We start from the raw sequence: 19,022 nt of genomic DNA on the forward strand, positions 1-19,022 counted from the left end.
GAATCAGGCCGGCCGTCGGGAAATCCGGTCCCTTGATGACCTTCATGAGGTCCTCGACCGTGGCGTCCGGATGGTCGATGAGCATCAGCGTGCCGTCGATGACCTCGCACATATTGTGCGGCGGGATGTTCGTCGCCATGCCGACAGCGATGCCCGACGTGCCGTTGACGAGCAGCTGCGGGAATTTTGCCGGCAGCACCGTCGGCTCCTTCAAGGATTCATCATAGTTCGGCGCGAAGTCGACCGTATCCTTATCGATGTCCTGCAGCATGAGCTCCGCGATTTTCGACATGCGGACCTCTGTATAACGCATGGCAGCGGCCGGGTCGCCGTCGACCGAACCGAAGTTGCCGTGGCCGTCGGCGAGCATATAGCGCATCGAAAAATCCTGCGCCATGCGCACGATGGCATCATAGACAGAAGAATCGCCATGCGGATGATATTTACCGAGGACTTCACCGACGATACGGGCCGATTTCTTGTAAGGCTTGTTCGAGCCCATGCCCGCTTCCTGCATCGCGTAAAGGATGCGGCGGTGTACTGGTTTTAAACCGTCGCGGACATCCGGAAGAGCACGCGCAACGATGACACTCATAGCATAATCGATGTACGAGTTCTTCATCTCGTGTTCCAGATTGACCGGTACGATTTTTCCCTGACCAAAATCCACAATCTCACCTCAAAATCTAAAAAACAAAAAAATTGAATTCCTGCAAAATCATTTAGCATTTAATTATACCATTTCTGACGCAAAAAGTCCATCAAGCCCCCATATCATAAGGGCTGATGGACTTTTGCAGCGCGATTTCAGCGGTTCAGGACTTCCGCATAGATATACCCTTCGCGAACGCCGGAATCGCTGTACGTGATGACCTTGCTGTGGAAGCGCTCTGCGAGGACCTCGGCGATGATGAGGCCCGGAATGACCGTATGGATGCGGTCGGGCACGGTCTTCATCAGCATGGCCGTCATATCCTCACTGAGCCCGTGGCCGCCGTCAAAACGCCGGATAATCTCAGGAATCTTGTCCGTCTCCATCTTCATATTGTCAAGAGGCCTGTCAAAAAGGGCATTGTAAAGAGCAGCAGCCCCCTTGAACGTGCCGCCGATGCCGGCAATCGAGGCTTCGCGCAGGCCGGCAAAAGCCGTGGCCGAGCGGATCGTCGCCTCGGCCTCTTCGCGCATGGCCTGACATTCCTCTTTTGTCGGCAGCATGCCATGGACGTATTTCGTACGGAATGCCAAAGAGCCTATGGGCAGACTGATTTTCTGCTGAATCTTGCCCGAACTGTACGAGACAATCTCCGTGCTCGCGCCGCCGATGTCGATAAGCAGGCCCGCGTCCTCATTGAGGTCATGCGTGGCCCCAATGAAATCGTAAGTCGCCTCCTCATCGCCCGTGATCACGCGAATCGGCAGCCCCGTGCGCCTCTCGATCTCGCCGACCGCCGCCTGACTGTTCTTCGCATTGCGCAGCGCCGCCGTCGTAAAGGCCACGACATGCGTGATATCAAAGGCCAGGAGAAATGCCTTGAACTCCTGCAGGATTTCCACGGCCTTGTCGATGCCCTGCTGCTGCATGACACCTTCTTTAAGATACGCCGCGAGCCCCACGGTATGTTTTTTCTTCATGAGCATCTCGACATGCGCGCCCTCAATGCGGTAAATCGCCATGCGGACCGTGTTCGAACCGATATCAATCATTCCGTATAACATAAGCTTCCCCTTGATTCCGATTTCTTTTTTTGCTCAGCGCTTCAGGCCGTTGCCCGTCAGCGGGATGACGACCTTGTAATTGTCCGGCTTGCCGTTTTCGAAGAACTGCTCAGCACCGGCAAGAGCTGCGGCCGACGTCATCTCGACGTAAATGCCGTGATGTGCGAGCTCCTTCTGTGCCTTCAAAATATCCTTATCCTGCACCGTGATGACATCACCGCCCGAATCCTTGACGGCCTGCAGCATCTCTTTCAGGCGTTTTGGCTGCGTGATGCGGATGGCCTCGGCAATCGTCGCGCGCTTCGGCGAAGCCGGCACCTCGTGGAACGCCTCATAGAGAGGCGCACATTTCGACGACTGCACGGCGACAAAATGCGGCAGGCGGCCGATTTCCATGAAACCGAGGAACAGGCCGATGAGCATCGTGCCATTGCCGACCGGCATGAAAATGTAATCCGGCACATGGTGGCCCAGCTGCTCGTAAAGCTCATGCGCCATCGACTTGATGCCCTCGAAGAACAGCGGATTGTAAACATGCGAAGCATAGTAGGCATCGCCGAGATTCTGCTTGACGGCAGCGCAGGCCTTCATGCGGCCGTTGGCCACCTTGATAATCTTCGCGCCGTACGCCTCGATCTGCTTGACTTTTTCCTGCGAGATATCATCCGGCACATAGACCGTGCAGTCCATGCCGGCCGCAGCTGCATAAGCCGCAATCGACGCACCGGCATTGCCCGACGAGTCCAGGGCGATCTTCTTGATGCCGACATTGTGCAGCTCATTGATGAGGCTGTACGCCCCGCGGTCCTTGAAAGACCCCGTCGGCAAAAGATGCTCCATCTTGAGCAAAAAGTCCAGCTTGCCTGCCTGATACGGCAGCAGCGGCGTCACAAACTCTCCAAGAGAAATGCCCTTTGCCCCCTCTTCATGCGGATCCTTGTGCAGGCGGAACATGCCCCCGCACTCACATTTGTACGAATGTGTATTCAATGGATATTCTTTTTTGCATGCTTCACAATAGAAATACATCAAATCGTCCCCTTCCTCAAATCGGCGTCCCTCAGGCGCCGTCAGCCGTTCACGGCCAATGAGTTCTTTTCTTAAAGATTCGTCATCTGCCCGCCCGTTCCCTCTCTCCCGCCGAGAAAATTTCTATAAAATACCAAAAATGTTTGTTGAAATCCTCCCCCATTTGTTGTAATATAGTCATGGGAGGCCTACTACATCTAGTATGTGGTAGGTGGCAGAAGGTATAGAGGCGGCAAAAGCGGGAACGTTCGGTAGTTCCCGCTTTTGTATTGAAAAAGCTGCGATGGTTTTGCATCGCAGCTATTTTTATTTCCAGATTCCCCGAACAACACCTTCCTCTCAGGGGAAGGTATACGGAAGGGGTGGAACGTTCTTACTTGATTAAGGTAACGCTGGCATTTCCGCTTGTATTGCCTCCGCTGGAACCACCTGAATTATTACTTCCACCATTTGAATTGCCATTCATACCGAAATTTCTATATTCAATCGCCACGGACGATGTCAATCTTATAGACTGTGCTACAACACTTCCATAAACCGGCTGAGAACCATCAATTAATACTGTCCCTTGAGGTGCATAAAGATATCCATAAAATGGGGAATTATTCTGGAGATGAATATCACCATGCAAAGAAATAAATATAGCATGATCTGATGCATTAGCAGGGCTGGTATTTGCTGGTATATTGATATCTAAATTACCATCTACAATAACAATTTTATAGACATTATGCCATATGTCATATTTCTTTATCATTGCATTTTTAGTTCCATCCCATCCCTGTTCTTCATAATACTGCTGATTTGCAATTTTAAAAGAACCACATGTTACTGCGGGATATACACTGTTGTTTGCAGAGCTATTTAATTGATAGGTAGGACCTGTATGGCCCTTACTCCATAAAGATGAATAATCTCCATCCGTATCGACATAAATATAATTTTTTTCTCGGTCAGCAAAGCTCATCTTACGGCATTTTTCTATAAAATCCAACACTGGCTTAGTCATAGTACTAAAGCGACCTAAGGATATATCAATGATATCAGAATGGGCCCCCTGTGCCGTATAATCCTGATGGTCTAATGTGCCAAATCGTGCATAAAAACGCCAGCTCATATCATGATTTGGACCAGAATTTCCTGGGATTTTATCATCATTCTGATGTCCTACTGCTATGCCCTCTGGTTTATCTAATCCATACTCTCCATCACGCTTTTGATAATGGTCGTCGTAATTATCCTTATAATTTAACCATAAATCAGCATCTTTATCGGCAGCACAAGAGAAATTTTCTACGTAAATTGGATATGTCCCATTTTTAGAATCCTGCACAGGTAAATATATCGGACCATTGGAATGGACACGTCCCTTAATGGTAACATGATCTGTATTAAGCATCATTGCTTGTTCTATAGGACTGTTAAAGCTACTGTCCCATAAATAATTATAACTGTGATTCGGATCTACTGGATTGGTATATCCACCAATCATGGCGTAATCAAAGATGGAATCCGGTATATCCGGAACTGTATCGCTGCCTCCCTCTTTGACTCTCACAGTTGCCGTCGCCTTGATATTCCAGTTTTCCGCTTCTTCATCCGTAATATCGACATGAAAAAGCTTCATGGCTGGTCCAAGGAAAAAAATGGGTATCTGTTCCGAAGCCGTGACTGTGATATCCGTAACGCCTTTTTCTGTTCCAGTCTTATAATCTATATTATCAATGCTGTAGGACGATTCTCCCTGATTGATCTTCATATATTCATCGACTTTACTTTTCGTATCAGCCTGACTTTTCTTTTCGGCGTACTTATACCCACCAGCCAAAGCCGCAGCATCCACCGAATTCTGCAGTTTGCTATGATGGACATAAGCATTGCCAGCATCTACGGCCAATCCTGTGAACAATATGATAAAAGGCAGCAGAAACGCCGTCAATACAAGGATTGCGCCTCTTTGTCCCTTGCGATCTCTGCTCATGTCTGCCCCTTCTTTCCAAAAAACGATTTGCTTTACCTAAATTATAGCAATCCACCGCCCTCGCCGCAATAAGAAACACTCTACATACCTTCCCTTGCAGGATACGCCCGTGTTTGCCGGCAAATATCTCTCATGCTATAATAATGATGGAAATCAACGTAGTCATTGCACTACCAAGAAAGGCCTCTCTGCGGTTGGTCACCGTAGAGAGGCCTTTTACATAATCATATTTTGTCACTTGATTTCCTTCAGCGTCTGCCCGACTTCGAGCCCGAGCCAGTCGGCTTCGCCGGCGGTCATTTCGAGGGTGCTGTGAGCCTGCCAGCAGGCCGAGACGCCGAGCCATGGACGAAGGTTCCGCACGATTTTGAGGATTTTCCCCTGCTTGTCGAGGTAAACGGCGTCAATCGCGAAGCGCATAAAACACATATGAATGCTGTTGCACGGCGTAATGAGCAGCCCTGTCGCGGGCGGCAAAGGCTTTTGCAGCATCAAGCCGACAAAACGCGTCCAGAATGTATCCGCGATTTTAACTTTCAGAGCTGTCCTTTTATTGGCAAGCAAGAAATTCTTTATCCTCATGCTGAATCCCTACTTCATAAGATTCTGTAACAGATATAACAGGCTCGGTACGAGTGTCACGACGAAGATAGCTGGGAAAATGAAAAGCACCAGCGGAAAAACAATTTTTACCGGAGCTTTCATTGCCTGGGCCTTAATGTACTGACGGCGGCGTTCACGGATATTGTCGGCCTGATTTTTAAGGGTGTTGCCCATGCTCGTGCCGAGACGTTCGGCCTGAATGATAGACGTCATGAAGAGCGAAACATCCTCGACGCCGCAGCGGTCGGCCATGCTGCGCATGGCAGTACGCCGCACCACGCCCATACGTATATCATCCTGCAAACGGCGGAATTCGTCAATAAGCGGTCCTTTCATACGGGCCGTGATTTTTGACAGAGACGCATCGAAAGAAAGACCAGCCTGCACGCTGACACAGAGCAGGTCGAGCACCTGCGGAAGCTGGCTTTGAATCTTTCTCTGCCTTTTGTCAATCGTCGTGTTGAGGAAGACGACGGGCATCAGGCCGCCGAGCAGCCCCAGCAGGAAAATCATCATGGCTCTCTGCACAACGGCATAATGGGCATGCTGCAGCAGTACAAATCCAAACAGCCACATCATGACAGCCCCCAACAGGCAGCTGCCGTAAAACTCGGCAATGCCCCATTCACGGGACTTTCCGGCTAATACGAGCCTCTTTTGGATAATAGGGCGCAGTTTTCTTGGTGTCAGAGCCTCAGCCAGGCTGCCAAGGACCTGCTTAAAGCCGCCGCCCGCGCCCGATGCTGTCTGCCCGCGTGTGTCAGGGCCCTGCTGCGGCGCTGTGGGCGCACGAAACGGCTCATCTATGGCCGTATCCGTCTCCAGACTCGCCATACGCTTGCGGATGGTCGATTTGGGCTGAACGGTCTGACGAATCAGGCCGAACAGAAGAAGAAAAATAATTGCGGTAAGCGAGAGGACAAAAAGAATTTTGAGCATCAGAACCGTCCTCCTGTAAAGGCAATGTCATTGCCGCCCTCCGGTGTAAAGAAGCCCTCGGGCAGCTTGATGCCGCTGATTTCGAACTTCTCAAGGAAGCTCGGCTGCAGGCCGGTCGGCACGAAGCGGCCAAGGATTTTGCCGTTGTTGTCAAAGCCGGTCTGCTCGAAGCGGAAAATATCCTGCGTTGTAATGGTCGTGCCTTCCATTTTCTGTACTTCCGTGATATAGGTGATTTTGCGGCTGCCGTCACGCAGACGGGCCTGATGAATAACAAGGTCAATAGCCGACGAAATCTGCTCGCGGATGGCGCGCTCCGGCAGCTCCAGACCGGACATCATGACCATGGTCTCAAGACGAGAGAGAACATCGCGCGGACTGTTGGCATGGGCCGTTGTCAGGGAGCCGTCGTGGCCGGTGTTCATGGCCTGCAGCATGTCGAGGGCCTCGCCCGTACGAACCTCGCCGACGATGATGCGGTCCGGACGCATACGCAGGGCGTTGCGCACGAGGTCGCGGATGGTGATGGCACCTTTGCCTTCGAGATTGGCCGGACGTGCCTCGAGAGTCACAACGTGCTGCTGCTGCAGACGCAGCTCGGCAGCGTCCTCGATCGTCACGATGCGTTCGCCATCGGGGATGAACGAGGAAATGACGTTCAGCGTTGTCGTTTTACCGGAGCCAGTACCGCCCGAAACGAGGATGTTGATGCGCGCCTTGACACAGGCACGCAGGAATGTCGCCATTTTCTCGTCCATCGTGCCAAACGAAATGAGGTTGTCTACGCTCAGCGGCGTCTTCGAGAATTTGCGGATGGTCAGGCACGGTCCGACAAGTGACAGCGGCGGGATGATGATATTGACACGCGAGCCGTCTTCAAGGCGGGCATCGACGAGCGGCGAGGATTCATCGACACGGCGGCCAAGAGGCGTCAAAATTCGTTCGATGATGTTCATCAAATGCGACGTATCGTGAAACTTCGCGTCCGTGAGTTCGAGCTTGCCCATACGCTCAACAAAGACCTGACGCGGGCCATTGACCATGATTTCGGTAATGGAGTCATCCTTGCGCAGGGCCTCAATCGGTCCGAGGCCGAGGACTTCGTCGCGGATATCGGCAATCAGGCGCGGCTTCTCGCCCTGCGGGATGGAGAACGGATTCTCGTCCAGCACACGCTGACAGTAGTCGGCAATCAAAGTCTCGACCTGATGCGGGTCCTGATTGACCGAAGAAAGCATCGCCTGTTCGGCCGGCGTCATCTCGTCGACAATGCGCTGGTGGATACGCTGCTTGATTTCCTGATAAGAACGCTCCGCCGCCGTATCCTGATTCTCTTCACGCGAACCAAAAATATTCACCTGCCGGTTCTCATCAGCCGCCCGACCTAAGCGCGTCAATAAAGACATCGTATCTCACCTCATCAAGTCTATAAAATGCAAAAATGCTATGGATTTCAAAAGAAATTAGGAGCTACTATTCGGCTCCTTATACATCGTATATTGGATATTGATGTCAAATAGGCTGTCATCGCCTAAAAAATTGCGGAAAATCTGAGCTAAAGAGTCTTGATCCGTCGACAAATGAGCATTAATTGTAACTTGTACGTTTTTTACATTTGAATCATTAGTCGACGATACATCCTCTATCTTAAAATCCTTTATATCAGATGGATTCCACTCATAAAGATTTGCTGGTAAATCTTGCTGACTATATACTTTTTTGACATTCGTATACGGCTGTGTCTCCGTCGAAATACTAGCTTCGCGAGCACTGCTGCGCGCAAGATTATTCAAAGCAATATAATCAGCAAATGCCATACCAAAATAGATAATCCCCCAAAGGATCAACATAAAAAGAGGCAGAATCAATGCAAATTCCACAATGGATTGTCCTCTCTGGAATTTCATAAATTCTGCCTCCTAAAGTGCAATAAATTAACGAGACGTCAACTGATTTACGACCTTTTTAAATGCAGACGTTAAACCATTCTGTAAACTAGTTCCCGTATCTGTAGCGAACAAGACAGCAACAGCAACAGCAACAACAAAGAGCAGAAGCAGTGCATATTCCGTAATGCCCTGTGCTTTCTCGCCAAGATAACGAGCATTTAAGTATTTAATGATTTCCAACATAAAAATTCCTCCTCAGATAAATCTTTTTTGGGATATATATGTAACTCCTAAAGGTATAGAAGCTTACATCATTAATAACGAATATCTGTGATGCGATTGATCACGAATATTCCCAGCAGCTCGGATACAATAGCTGCACCGATGAAGATATGTCCAATATCCTCTTCAAGCAATGGTTTTAGATAATTCGGGTCAATAAACATGAGAATGCCTGCCATTGCAAACGGCAGAATTGCCAAGATGACTCCTGAAAATCTTCCCTGTGCTGTCAACGAAAGAATCTCCCTGCGCAGTCTTATTCTTTCTGCAATCGTCTCTGCAATCGTATCAAGAATCTGCGCAAGGTCGCCGCCGACCTGCCGCTGTATGAGCACGGCTGTGACGACGAGTTCAAAGTCTGGACTTGCGACTCTTCTCTGCATGTTGTCGAGTGCAGTTTCCAGGGTATTGCCGAGGTTGACTTCGTTGACGACGAGCCGGACTTCGCGGCCCATGGGAGCGTCCATTTCCCGCGCGATGAGCTCGAAAGCCTGCATGAAGCTGAAGCCGGCGCGCAGGGCGTTGGCGACCATGGTCAGCATATCGCCGAGCTGGTTCGTGAATTTTTTGCGGCGGCGGCGGATGCGCAGTCCCAGCAGGGCAAAGCCCAGGAGGATGGCCGCGAGGGCACCGAGGAAAAACATCGAAGCCTTGAGCGTCACGAGGAACGTGATAAAGCCTATGAAAAGGCCCCAGAGCACGAGGATGGCTTCAAACTCTGTGCCATGTATGGGCCAGTCGGCCTGCTGCATCCAGAGTTCGACGCGCCGCCCGCGCTGGACTTTGCCGATTGCTGCGGCAAGGCCCTCGATGAGGCCTAGAATCATTGCCTTCAGGCCGCCGCCCTGCCGGCTCTGCCGGGTTTCTCCCGGTGCTTCGGCAAGAGAGCTCAGGCGCTCCGTGATGACGCGGTCTTCACGCGAACGGATGGAGAGCAGCATGACGAGCAGGAAGAAGCACATTGCCGTGACGAGCACGGCCAGCAGCGCGCTCATGACAGCCACCTATGGGCCATCGGCGCCTGATGGCTGACGAGATGGTCCACGATTTTGTCGACACTCCTTGAAAGCGGACTGTCGGGCGCAATCTCCGTCGCCATCTGGCCGTCATCCGCGGCCTTTGAGACGGCGAGGTATTCATTCGGGATGATGGCCGCGACCGGATAGCCGAGTTTTGTCTCAAGTTCGCGCCTTTTTTCCTCGGTACACGGCGAGACGCGCGTGAAGATGACTTTGGCGCGCTTTTCGACGTCGTCCCAGTCCTTGAAGATCTCAATGGCCTTGCGCATATGGTCGAGCTCGTAAGCGCCGTTGATCATCGCGCAAAGGTACGTCACGGTCGAATCCTCCGCAGCGGCAATCGAAGTCGGGTTGAAGCCCTGCGGTACGTCGATGAGGAGATACCGAAAGAGCCCTTGTGCCATGCGGATGATGCCTTCAAGCTGCGGAATCGAGACTTTGTCGATGTAATTTGGCCTCGTCGTGCCGCAGAGCACATGGACGCGCTCGGATACCGGCACGAAATAGCGCTTGAGCGTGACCGGCGACAAAAAGCGGATGTCGCGGGCGGCCTCGACAATCGTCGATTTTGGCTGCAGATTGAAGAAAACGGCCATGTCGCCGAACTGCAAATCCGCGTCGATGATGCCGACCTGTTCATGCGTGCGGCGGGCAAGAGCCCCCGCGAGATTGGCAATCAGCGTCGTTTTGCCGCTCTTGCCCTTCGGACTGAAGAAGACCAAAGTCTCGCAGTTCTGCTCCATGCCGGCCTTGGCAAATTCGCGCACAGCCTCCTGCAGCTCCACACCCGTAAAAGGCTTGACGAGACAGCCGCGCGCGCCCGCCGCTATGAGGTGTGTCGCGCTCTCGGGGCGCCATTCCTCGGCCATACAGAGGATGTCGGCCTGCGGATAAGCCTTGTGGAAGGCCTCGATCAGGGGCACGGCATCTGCGTGGTCAATATCCAGCAGAATGAGGTTCGGGTCGAACATGCGGCCCTGTCCGATGGCATCGTTCGTGCTCTGGTAGCGCGCAGCCATGGCAAAGCCCGGCGTGCGGTCGATGACGGCCGTGAGCTTTTCGAGCATTAGGCGGTCTTTCTCAACCATCATGACACGATACATTGGCAGGACCCCCTTTCTCTGGATCTTTTTTTACGGATTAGCTGAAGAGACGGCTGAGCCACGAGGACTCCTGCTGTTTTTCTTCGGCTTCGGCAGGCGTGCTGCTGTGATTGGTGTAGCGGGCTACGAGCTCCTTCAGGGCCTCGCCTAAAGCAGTTTGTTTTGGTGCAAGGACCAAAGGGACGCCGTCGCGGATGGAGTCGCTCGCCGCCCGGAAGTCATTGGGCAGAACGTGATAAAACGGTTCTCCGAGCAGCTTCTGTACATCGGCAAGGCCGATGCGCGTTTTTGAGTCGCTGCGGTTGAGGACAAGTCTTATCTTGTTCTTATCATAGTTGAGAGTTTTCAATGTGTCCATACCTATTTTCATATTTTTTATCGTCGGTATGAAATCCACAATGCCGAGGAAGGTCACGATGGTCGAGAGGTCGAGCATCGCGAGATTCAGCGTGCTGAACATCGAGGTCATGTCAATGAGGATGTAGTCGAAGCTCTGCTGGAGCTTGCGCACGGCCCTCACGGCGTAGTCATGATGGATATTGTAGGCCTCCTCGAGCTTCGTCGGTGAGGCCAGCACGGAAAAATGCACGCCGCCATGTTCGTACGGTGTCAGGAAATCCTGCACGCGGCACGAATCGCCCTCGACCTGCATCGTGCGCTGAACATCGGCCAGCGTACGTAGGGGCTCGAGCTTCAGGTAGTTGCAGACATCGCCGAACTGCAGGTCAAAATCAACGAGACAGACGCGGTAGCCCTCGCGCGCGAGCTCTGAGGCCATGTTGCAGGCCACGAGTGTCTTGCCGACGGCCGAAGCCGTGCTGAAAAAGGTGATGACAATGCCATTGGCAGGCGCTGCCTGCGTCATTTCTGCCATACCATCACTTCCTTTGCTGCTTTCATCTATCGAGTATCGAGATATTTATTTAATCTATTTATTATTTATCCATGCGGCCGAGGATGGCTTTGGCTGAAGCCTTGATGCGGTCGCCCGGCAGCTCGGTGCGGGCGGCTTCCTCAGCCCCTGCGTCCATGTCATCGCCATTCGCTGCGGGAAGAACAGCCTTAGACGAAGCAGAGGGGGCAGCGGACTGCTGCTTCTGAGCTCTCTGTGCCTTTTTCTGGGCCTTCTCGGCGACTTTTTTCTCCTTCGCGAGTTCTTCATTGGACTTCTCGGGGATATCGCCGTTGACGTCAACCTGCTTCATGTCGCGCACCTCGCGGCGGCTGGCATTGTAGGTATCCTCCATGTCAGGCGACATGCGCGCCGGCGTTTCCTCGTTGACCACGCGCGGCGTGATGAGCACAACAATCTCGGATTTCTGATGTGAATTGTTATGATAGCGGAAGAGTTCGCCGATAAGCGGCAGATTGCCAAAGAACGGCACTTTCTGCAGCGTCTTGGCTTCCTCGGAGTTCAGCAGGCCGCCAATGACCATCGTCATGCCCGAAGGGATGTTGACCGTTGTCTTGGCCGAGCGCGTCGCGATGCCCGGCATGCGGTAGCCGTCTTTCGTCACGGCATTGGACCAGTCGAGTCGGCTGACCTGCGTCTCAAGCTCCGTCGTGATGTTGCCATCCTGGTCGACAGTCGGGGCATGCAGGTCAAGGCCGATGCCGTATTCCCTGTATTCGGTCGTCGTCGAGCCGAAGCTGTTTGAGGTCGAATAGGGGATTTCGCCGCCGATGAGGATTTTGGCATCGCGGCCGCTCATCGTCGTGATGTTCGGACGCGAGACGATGCGGGCCCTGCCATTTTCGATGAGCGCGTGAATCTGCATATTAATTTTCGAGAAATGGGTGAAGAGCCAGTTCTGATTGTACCAGTGATGGCCGGCATCGCGCTGCGTGCCGTAGGTTTCACCGGCATAATATGAGCCCGCGTCATTCATCGTGATACCGCTGTCGCTCGTATCGCTGAGGTCCTGCGAAACGTAGTTGAGGCCGAGGTTCTTGGCATCGTTGGAGTTAATCTCGACAAACATGGCCTCGATGTTGATCTGGTCGGGATTGGTCATCTCGAGCATGTTGACGACAGAATCATCGATATCGCCGCGCAGATTCACGGCTCCCTCTGTCGCATTTTCGGCTTTCCCGCTGCTGCCGCCCGTCTGCGCGTACATCTTGGCGATTTTATAGGCAAGGTCGCGCTCGTACTGGTTCTTGACGCTGCCGCGCAGCAAAATCTTGCCCCCGATCATCTGCACGCGCACCTCCGGCAGTCCGATGGCCTCCTGCACAAGCTTGGCAAGGCCCGAATCCTGATTCGAAACCGTGATGCGGTATTCATAGCGATAGCCGTTTGACGCCCAGACATTGAGGGTCGTCGTGCCCGGCGAAATGCCGATAACGTTCAGGGACGTGCCGTCAAGCAGGCTGACATCGGCGATTTTCGGATTGGCAATGGCCACGCGCGTGATATTGCGCCCCGTGTTGAGATAATACGACTGGTTGAGGTCGACGGAGACCGGCGTGAACTGCGCGAAGGCGGGGGCAGGGGAGAAGACGGCCGCTGCTGCGACTGTACTGACAGCGAGGCTCAAAAAGGCTTTTCTCATTGGACACCCTCCCTCGTCGATGTTACACCGCGGATGACTTCAATCGTCCGCCCGAGACTTGGGACAGAGCCCGAGGAGCCGCCGCCCGCAGAACCGGAGCTATTGTAGCTCGGTGCCGGAGACGGGCTCGGCGTAAGAGCTGCCGGCGCACTGTAGGACTGCTGCGGAGCAGGGGCCTGTGACGGTGCCGGAGCTTCATTGGCCGCTGACTGCGACTGATTCGTGGCCTGCGGGATGCCGGCATAGTCTGTATCAAATGTGTACATATCGCGCGGCTTGAAAGGACGCAGGTCGAGGTACAAAGTGCCTTCCTGCGAAGCCACGGCGAGTTTCAGCACGTCGGCAGGCTTCAGGGCTACAGTAGCCGTGGCCATGCCCTCAGATGCCGGCTTTGTATTGACATTCTGCGAGGAACTGTCTTTTGAGTCTTTGGAGCTGTCGGAACTCTTATCGGAGCCCGAGTCGCCCGCGGGGACATTCGAGAGATTCGACGTCCTGTTGATGGCAAGCAGCAGGACATTCTGGAGAATCAGGCGTCCCTGCATGCCATTTTCCTTCGTGCCCGTGATGAGCATGATGTCGACGTAGTCACCCGGATGCGCGAAGCCCGAGACGCCGGTCACATCCGAAATGGGGATGGTCACGGCGCGGCAGTCCGAGGGAATCACGCCCGTGAAGCCCGCCATGCGGATATCGACGTAAACCTTGCGCGAGGTCATGATGTCGCCCTGCTGGATGGCCGTGCTCGTCGGATGGTCCACGGCGTCTTCCACGTCGCGGAACGCCCCTTCCGGCACGAGGTCACTCGGAACCTCGACGACCTTGAGCATATCCTCCTTGACGACAGTGCGTTCCGGGATATCCTGCTTGGCGGCGACGACCTGCACGAGATTCGTCTTAGGCTGCTCCTGAGGCTTTTCATCGGACCCCGAAATGGCGAAATACACCATAAGCCCTAAGAGACAGCTGACGACGGCTGCCGCCGCCACCCATTGACGATATGTGATTTTGTCTAGGAATTCGCGGAGCTTTTCCTTGAATTGCGCTGGGTTGACCATATTGTCATTCCTTTATCTTTTTACTTCTGCATCAAAACGAAAATCTTTACGTGTCTTGTAGTAGATTTTGGCAGATATTTATTACAAAGTGTTCTGGCTAACTTAAGTATATCATAGTTCATACCATTTTGTTTTAGAATTTTTGACGATTTTCCCTGTTTTTGCTAGGATAAGGAAAGAATCGTTTTGCATAGTAAAATTAGGGGGTTTTATTATGTTCGTAATAATGAAATGCCTTTTGTCGATTTTGCTCGCAGTCGGAGGCGGCCTGCTCGGCAGCCGCTGGATTGCGTATTCGTACCAAAAAGCGGCAGAAGGTGTCCTGAGTTTTCCGGACCGCGCAGAGGAGCAGCATAAGAAAAGGCCGCTGCGTCTTGGCGCCGTTCTGGGCTTTCTCTTCTGTTTCACGCTCTTAACTCTGCATTCCATGCATCCGCTGCGCGTGGGCTTTCTCATGGTCTTCCAGTATTTCCTGCTGCTCTACACGTGGACGGATCTCGAGCAGCGCGTGATTTTTGACAAAATGCTGCTTCCCTTTGTCATCATCGGGGCCATTTCCATCCCCGTGCTCGAGCGCGTGCCGACTGACCACATCGAAGCCGCAGTCGTCGGCGGCCTCGTCTTTCTCGCCCTCGCCGTCATCACCAAAGGCGGCATCGGCGGCGGCGACGTCAAGCTCATCGCCGCCCTCGGCATCTGGCTCGGCACGGACATGCTCATGACCGTCGTCATTGCCGGCATCGTCATGGGCGGCATCGCGGCTCTCCTGATGCTCGCCACGGGCAAGCGCAAAAAAGGAGATTTTTTCGCCTACGGCCCTTACTTCACGATAAGCGCCTTGGTGTTTACACTGCTTTAAGACAAAAAAAGAAGCACTCCCTCAGGGAAAGTGCTTCTTTTTTTATTGCCCGGAATCAGCGCACGCGCATTTCGCGGGCCTGTTCGCGCAGGCGGGCAATGCGGTCAGCCGTGTCCGGATGGGTGCTGAAGAGCTTCATGAGGGCCTTGCCCGTGCCTTCAAAGGGATTGACGATGTACATATTGGCCGTGGCCGGTCTGGCCTCCGGCAGAGGTGCCGAATGCGTCACGTAGTACTCGATTTTTTCGAGGGCATCCGCGAGGTAGTTCGGGTTGCCGCAGAGGGCGCCGCCGTCTTTATCGGCCTCGTACTCGCGCGAACGCGAAATGGCCATCTGGATGATGCTGGCCGCAAGCGGTGCAAGGAGCATCATGGCGACGGCAGCAATCGGATTGACATCGTCATCGTCGCTCGAACCACCAAAGAACATGAAGAACTGAGCGGCATAGGAAATGACCGTGGCCATCATCGAGGCGATGGTCGACGTCAGGATATCGCGGTTCTTGACATGGGAGAGCTCGTGGCTCAGAACGCCTGCAAGCTCATTGTAGTCGAGAACGCGCATGATGCCCGTGGTGACGGCGACGGCAGCGTGCTCAGGGCTGCGGCCCGTCGCAAAGGCGTTTGGCTCGTCCGCATCGATGATGCAGACTTTCGGCATCGGCAGATTGTCGCGCTGGGCGAGGCTTTCGATGAGGCCGTAGAGCTGCGGTGCCTGGTCGCGCGTGATTTCCTGCGCACCGCTCCATTTGAGGACGAGAGAATCGCTGCACCAATAGCTGAAGGCGTTCATGGCCAAAGCGAAGAACAGCATGACCGTCAGGCCCGTGCGGCCGCCCACGAGACCGCCAATCAGCATCATGATGACGGCCATGAGCACCATGAGCATCACGGTTTTGATATTATTCATATTCATGATAATCCCTCCTAAGGATATTTCAGGATATCTTTTACTTATTTTGCAGCTTCCCGGCGGCGGTTGATGAAATAGCCGAGGCCGAGTACCAGCAGCACAAATATGACTTTGATTTCGAAAGCATACGGGGCGAGGTAAGAGCCGAGAGCGGGGTCTTCCGTCATGAGCTCGCCGGCCGTCCAGCCGAGGATGCCGGCGCCAAGATAGATCAGGGCCGGTACCTTGAGCATGATCATGAGGAAAATCTGGGCGCCAAACAGTACGATGGGGATGGAAATCATCAGGCCGCAGATAATGAGGCTCCATTTGCCCTCCGGCACGGTGTTGGCAAGACCTGCAAGCGACAGGATGTTGTCGATGCTCATGATGAAGTCGGCAATGAGGATGGTGCGCACGGCCTCGCCAAACGATGTCGGCTTTTTGCCATTTTCCTCGATGCGCCCGTCGTTATGGTCTGTCACGAGCTTGATGGCAATGAAGACCAGGGCCGCGCCGCCCACAAATTCAATGTAAGGCGAGGCTAAAAGCCCCGTTGCAAAAAGCGTGCAGACAATGCGCACAAAGACGGCGCCGAGTCCGCCGACGATGATGGCCTTGCGGCGAAGATTTTGCGGCAGATTTTTGCAGGCCAGGGCAATCATGATGGCATTATCGCCTGACAGCAGCAAATCGAGGAGCAGGATGCCGGAAAGAGCGGCGAGCCACTCCGGCGAGAACATCCCTGCAAAGAAATTTTCCACTTATTTCACTTCCCAATCGTTCCCCAAATATTTTCCCATGCTTAAGATTTCTACAAGATATACGAAAAACCCTGCCCTAACGCCCTGATGCTTAGAAAAGCCAAGGGCAGATAGGGCAGGGTCTTGCTTGCTCGCGCCGGCCGTACCGGGATTTCTCCGTACTGACGATACTGGCCGTTCAGCTACTCCCCCTGTTGGAAGTTGAAGTATCTACGTATCTTGTATGCTCAATATAGCACAAATCCGTGCATTTCGCAATAGAAAAGTCAAAAAATCAGATATCGAGGTTGCGGACGAGTTTGGCGTTCTCCTCGATGAACTGGCGGCGCGGCTCAACCTTGTCGCCCATGAGGATGGTGAAGAGCTCATCGGCTTCTTCGGCATCTTCCATCTCGACGCGCAGCATCGTGCGGCCTTCAGGGTCCATCGTCGTCTCCCAGAGCTGTTCCGGATTCATCTCGCCGAGACCTTTGTAGCGCTGGACCGTCACGCCGTCACGGCCGACTTCGTCAAGCTTGCGCGAGAGTTCGTCATCGCTGTAGGTGTACCAATGCTTCTTGCCCTTGCGGATCTGATAGAGAGGCGGCTGGGCGATGTAGACATGGCCGTGCTCGATAAGAGGCTTCATGTAGCGGTAGAGGAAGGTCAGGAGCAGCGTGCGGATATGGGCGCCGTCGACATCGGCATCGGTCATGATGATGATCTTGCCGTAGCGGCGCTTCGAGAGGTCGAAATCCTCGCTGATGCCCGTGCCGAAGGCCGTGATCATCGTGCGGATCTCGGCGTTGGCGAAGATCTTGTCGAGACGTGCTTTCTCGACGTTGAGGATCTTGCCGCGCAGCGGCAGGATGGCCTGGAAGCGGCGGTCGCGGCCCTGCTTGGCCGAGCCGCCTGCGGAATCACCCTCGACGAGGTAGATTTCGGCCTGTTCCGGGTCCTTGACGGAGCAGTCGGCGAGTTTGCCCGGCAGGCTCGAGACCTCGAGGGCATTCTTGCGGCGCGTGAGTTCGCGGGCCTTGCGGGCGGCTTCACGCGCACGCGAAGCCATGATGGCCTTTTCGATGATGCGCTTCGTGATGACCGGATTTTCATCGAAATACTCGGAAAGACCTTCCGTGACAATCGAATCGACAATGCCGCGAACTTCGGAGTTGCCGAGTTTCGTCTTCGTCTGGCCTTCAAACTGCGGCTCGCGTATTTTGAGGCTGATGACGGCCGTCAGGCCCTCGCGTACATCATCGCCCGAGAGATTGGCGTCTTTGTCCTTCAGGATGCCGTTCTTGCGCGCAAAATCATTGGCCGCGCGCGTCAGGGCGAGCTTGAAGCCGGCGAGGTGCGTGCCGCCCTCTTCCGTGTTGATGTTGTTGACAAAGGAGTAGATATTCTCCTGATAGCTGTCATTGTACTGCATGGCAATCTCAACGACCGTATCATCCTTGACACCGTTGAAGTAAATCGGCTCCGGATTCAGCGTTTCCTTCTTGCGGTTGAGATGCTCGACAAACGAGCTGATGCCTCCGTCGAAGTGGAACGTCTCGCTGCGCACCGGCTCGACGCGTTCATCGTGCAGGCCGATCGTGATGCCGTGATTGAGGAACGAGAGCTCGCGCAGGCGATGGCGCAGCGTCTCATAGCTGTACGTCGTGACGGAGAAAATCTCCGGGTCCGGTACAAAATGAACGCGCGTGCCCGTCTTGTCCGTCGTGCCGATGACATGCAGCGGTTTCGTCGTCACGCCGCGCTGGAATTCGATTTCGTAAACTTTGCCCCCGCGCTTGACTTCGACTTCCATGCTCGTCGACAGGGCATTGACAACGGAGACACCGACACCATGCAGGCCGCCCGAGACCTTGTAGCCGTCGCCGCCGAACTTGCCGCCCGCATGCAGGACCGTCAAAACGACCTCAACAGCCGGTTTGCCGCTTTCATGCATGTCAACAGGGATACCGCGGCCGTTATCGACGACCGTGATGCTGTTGTCCTTATGAATGGTCACGTCAATATGGTCGCAGTAGCCGGCCAGGGCCTCATCGATGGAGTTGTCGACGACCTCATAAACGAGATGATGCAGGCCGCGCTCACTCGTGCTGCCGATGTACATGCCCGGACGCATGCGGACAGCCTCGAGGCCCTCGAGAATCTGGATCTGTTCGGCACCATAATCCGCCTTGACCGCCGTGACTTCTGCACTCGACTCATCCGTATGAATTTCGACGCCCGTCGTATCGAGGTCTTTATCCGTAAGATCTTCCTGCGGTTCCGGTGCAGTCTCCGGCTGATCATCCGGCGTCAACGTCAGGTCGATGGATTTCTTATCGTTATCGTTTGCCATA

The 19,022-nt window shown here is 53.8% G+C and carries 18 protein-coding genes; 1 reads left to right on the top strand and 17 read right to left on the bottom strand.

Translation table 11 applies throughout. From position 1 onward, the window contains the following. From ACI4OH_RS07805 to cpaB, 14 genes are all read right to left on the bottom strand, one after another. Positions 1 to 622 (bottom strand): DNA gyrase subunit A (locus ACI4OH_RS07805; protein WP_439784557.1); only part of this gene is annotated, 622 nt, incomplete at its 3' end. Positions 623 to 807: 185 nt separating this feature from the next. Further along, a complete protein-coding gene (locus ACI4OH_RS07810; protein ID WP_439784543.1) occupies positions 808 to 1,716 on the bottom strand; it encodes a Ppx/GppA phosphatase family protein in 909 nt (302 codons plus the stop codon). 33 nt (positions 1,717 to 1,749) lie between these two features. Continuing rightward, positions 1,750 to 2,745, bottom strand: a complete 996-nt coding sequence (locus ACI4OH_RS07815) for a pyridoxal-phosphate dependent enzyme (RefSeq protein ID WP_432647221.1) — start codon at positions 2,743 to 2,745, stop codon at positions 1,750 to 1,752. Positions 2,746 to 3,118: 373 nt separating this feature from the next. Next, complete coding sequence (locus ACI4OH_RS07820) at positions 3,119 to 4,726, bottom strand: Tad domain-containing protein (protein ID WP_439784544.1); 1,608 nt, start codon at positions 4,724 to 4,726, stop codon at positions 3,119 to 3,121. A gap of 234 nt (positions 4,727 to 4,960) precedes the next feature. Next, a complete protein-coding gene (locus ACI4OH_RS07825; protein ID WP_439784545.1) occupies positions 4,961 to 5,290 on the bottom strand; it encodes a DUF192 domain-containing protein in 330 nt (109 codons plus the stop codon). Between the two features lie 27 nt (positions 5,291 to 5,317). After that, the gene (locus ACI4OH_RS07830; RefSeq protein WP_432648037.1) at positions 5,318 to 6,268 is read right to left on the bottom strand and encodes a type II secretion system F family protein; all 951 of its coding nucleotides are present in this window, start codon (positions 6,266 to 6,268) and stop codon (positions 5,318 to 5,320) included. Then, entirely contained in the window at positions 6,268 to 7,674 is a 1,407-nt protein-coding gene (locus ACI4OH_RS07835; protein WP_439784546.1) for a TadA family conjugal transfer-associated ATPase, read from the bottom strand. The genes ACI4OH_RS07830 and ACI4OH_RS07835 overlap by 1 nt, the downstream gene beginning before the upstream one ends. Before the next feature lie 57 nt (positions 7,675 to 7,731). Continuing rightward, the gene (locus tag ACI4OH_RS07840) at positions 7,732 to 8,175 is read right to left on the bottom strand and encodes a TadE/TadG family type IV pilus assembly protein (protein WP_439784547.1); all 444 of its coding nucleotides are present in this window, start codon (positions 8,173 to 8,175) and stop codon (positions 7,732 to 7,734) included. Between the two features lie 27 nt (positions 8,176 to 8,202). Then, the gene (locus tag ACI4OH_RS07845; protein WP_439784548.1) at positions 8,203 to 8,400 is read right to left on the bottom strand and encodes a pilin protein; all 198 of its coding nucleotides are present in this window, start codon (positions 8,398 to 8,400) and stop codon (positions 8,203 to 8,205) included. 71 nt (positions 8,401 to 8,471) lie between these two features. Continuing rightward, positions 8,472 to 9,434 carry a type II secretion system F family protein gene (locus ACI4OH_RS07850; protein ID WP_439784549.1) on the bottom strand — a complete coding sequence of 321 codons (963 nt, stop codon included), beginning with the start codon at positions 9,432 to 9,434 and terminating at the stop codon, positions 8,472 to 8,474. Next, complete coding sequence (locus ACI4OH_RS07855) at positions 9,431 to 10,561, bottom strand: CpaE/TadZ family protein (RefSeq protein WP_435721655.1); 1,131 nt, start codon at positions 10,559 to 10,561, stop codon at positions 9,431 to 9,433. Before ACI4OH_RS07855 ends, ACI4OH_RS07850 begins: the two co-directional genes overlap by 4 nt. A gap of 37 nt (positions 10,562 to 10,598) precedes the next feature. Beyond that, positions 10,599 to 11,435 carry a CpaE/TadZ family protein gene (locus ACI4OH_RS07860; protein WP_435721656.1) on the bottom strand — a complete coding sequence of 279 codons (837 nt, stop codon included), beginning with the start codon at positions 11,433 to 11,435 and terminating at the stop codon, positions 10,599 to 10,601. Positions 11,436 to 11,496: 61 nt separating this feature from the next. Next, entirely contained in the window at positions 11,497 to 13,116 is a 1,620-nt protein-coding gene (locus ACI4OH_RS07865; protein ID WP_435721657.1) for a type II and III secretion system protein family protein, read from the bottom strand. After that, a complete protein-coding gene (cpaB, locus tag ACI4OH_RS07870) occupies positions 13,113 to 14,174 on the bottom strand; it encodes a Flp pilus assembly protein CpaB (RefSeq protein WP_435721658.1) in 1,062 nt (353 codons plus the stop codon). The genes ACI4OH_RS07865 and cpaB overlap by 4 nt, the downstream gene beginning before the upstream one ends. Before the next feature lie 214 nt (positions 14,175 to 14,388). Here cpaB and ACI4OH_RS07875 point away from each other — a divergent pair, with 214 nt between their 5' ends. Beyond that, on the top strand, positions 14,389 to 15,033 hold the full coding sequence (locus ACI4OH_RS07875) for a prepilin peptidase (RefSeq protein WP_435721659.1): 645 nt from the start codon (positions 14,389 to 14,391) through the stop codon (positions 15,031 to 15,033). A 55-nt stretch (positions 15,034 to 15,088) separates the two neighbouring features. Here ACI4OH_RS07875 and htpX read toward each other — a convergent pair whose 3' ends face one another. From htpX to gyrB, 3 genes are all read right to left on the bottom strand, one after another. Continuing rightward, a complete protein-coding gene (gene htpX, locus ACI4OH_RS07880) occupies positions 15,089 to 15,943 on the bottom strand; it encodes a zinc metalloprotease HtpX (RefSeq protein WP_432648354.1) in 855 nt (284 codons plus the stop codon). A gap of 44 nt (positions 15,944 to 15,987) precedes the next feature. Further along, the gene (locus ACI4OH_RS07885; RefSeq protein ID WP_432648353.1) at positions 15,988 to 16,689 is read right to left on the bottom strand and encodes a YjbE family putative metal transport protein; all 702 of its coding nucleotides are present in this window, start codon (positions 16,687 to 16,689) and stop codon (positions 15,988 to 15,990) included. A gap of 274 nt (positions 16,690 to 16,963) precedes the next feature. After that, positions 16,964 to 19,021: a DNA topoisomerase (ATP-hydrolyzing) subunit B gene (gene gyrB, locus ACI4OH_RS07890; protein WP_435721660.1), complete on the bottom strand. Its 2,058-nt coding sequence runs from the start codon at positions 19,019 to 19,021 to the stop codon at positions 16,964 to 16,966. Between the last annotated feature and the right edge of the window lies 1 nt (position 19,022).

It is taken from the genome of Mitsuokella apri, assembly GCF_051886055.1.
Lineage (GTDB): Bacteria > Bacillota > Negativicutes > Selenomonadales > Selenomonadaceae > Mitsuokella.

Bases quoted from the DNA above. Each gene is read 5' to 3' on its own strand.
- ACI4OH_RS07850 (WP_439784549.1), bottom strand. From the start codon at position 9,434: ATGAGCGCGCTGCTGGCCGTGCTCGTCACGGCAATGTGCTTCTTCCTG.
- cpaB (WP_435721658.1), bottom strand. From the start codon at position 14,174: ATGGTCAACCCAGCGCAATTCAAGGAAAAGCTCCGCGAATTCCTAGAC.
- ACI4OH_RS07835 (WP_439784546.1), bottom strand. From the start codon at position 7,674: ATGTCTTTATTGACGCGCTTAGGTCGGGCGGCTGATGAGAACCGGCAG.
- ACI4OH_RS07860 (WP_435721656.1), bottom strand. From the start codon at position 11,435: ATGGCAGAAATGACGCAGGCAGCGCCTGCCAATGGCATTGTCATCACC.
- gyrB (WP_435721660.1), bottom strand. From the start codon at position 19,021: ATGGCAAACGATAACGATAAGAAATCCATCGACCTGACGTTGACGCCG.
- ACI4OH_RS07840 (WP_439784547.1), bottom strand. From the start codon at position 8,175: ATGAAATTCCAGAGAGGACAATCCATTGTGGAATTTGCATTGATTCTG.
- ACI4OH_RS07830 (WP_432648037.1), bottom strand. From the start codon at position 6,268: ATGCTCAAAATTCTTTTTGTCCTCTCGCTTACCGCAATTATTTTTCTT.
- htpX (WP_432648354.1), bottom strand. From the start codon at position 15,943: ATGAATAATATCAAAACCGTGATGCTCATGGTGCTCATGGCCGTCATC.
- ACI4OH_RS07810 (WP_439784543.1), bottom strand. From the start codon at position 1,716: ATGTTATACGGAATGATTGATATCGGTTCGAACACGGTCCGCATGGCG.
- ACI4OH_RS07815 (WP_432647221.1), bottom strand. From the start codon at position 2,745: ATGTATTTCTATTGTGAAGCATGCAAAAAAGAATATCCATTGAATACA.
- ACI4OH_RS07820 (WP_439784544.1), bottom strand. From the start codon at position 4,726: ATGAGCAGAGATCGCAAGGGACAAAGAGGCGCAATCCTTGTATTGACG.
- ACI4OH_RS07845 (WP_439784548.1), bottom strand. From the start codon at position 8,400: ATGTTGGAAATCATTAAATACTTAAATGCTCGTTATCTTGGCGAGAAA.
- ACI4OH_RS07855 (WP_435721655.1), bottom strand. From the start codon at position 10,561: ATGTATCGTGTCATGATGGTTGAGAAAGACCGCCTAATGCTCGAAAAG.
- ACI4OH_RS07875 (WP_435721659.1), top strand. From the start codon at position 14,389: ATGTTCGTAATAATGAAATGCCTTTTGTCGATTTTGCTCGCAGTCGGA.
- ACI4OH_RS07865 (WP_435721657.1), bottom strand. From the start codon at position 13,116: ATGAGAAAAGCCTTTTTGAGCCTCGCTGTCAGTACAGTCGCAGCAGCG.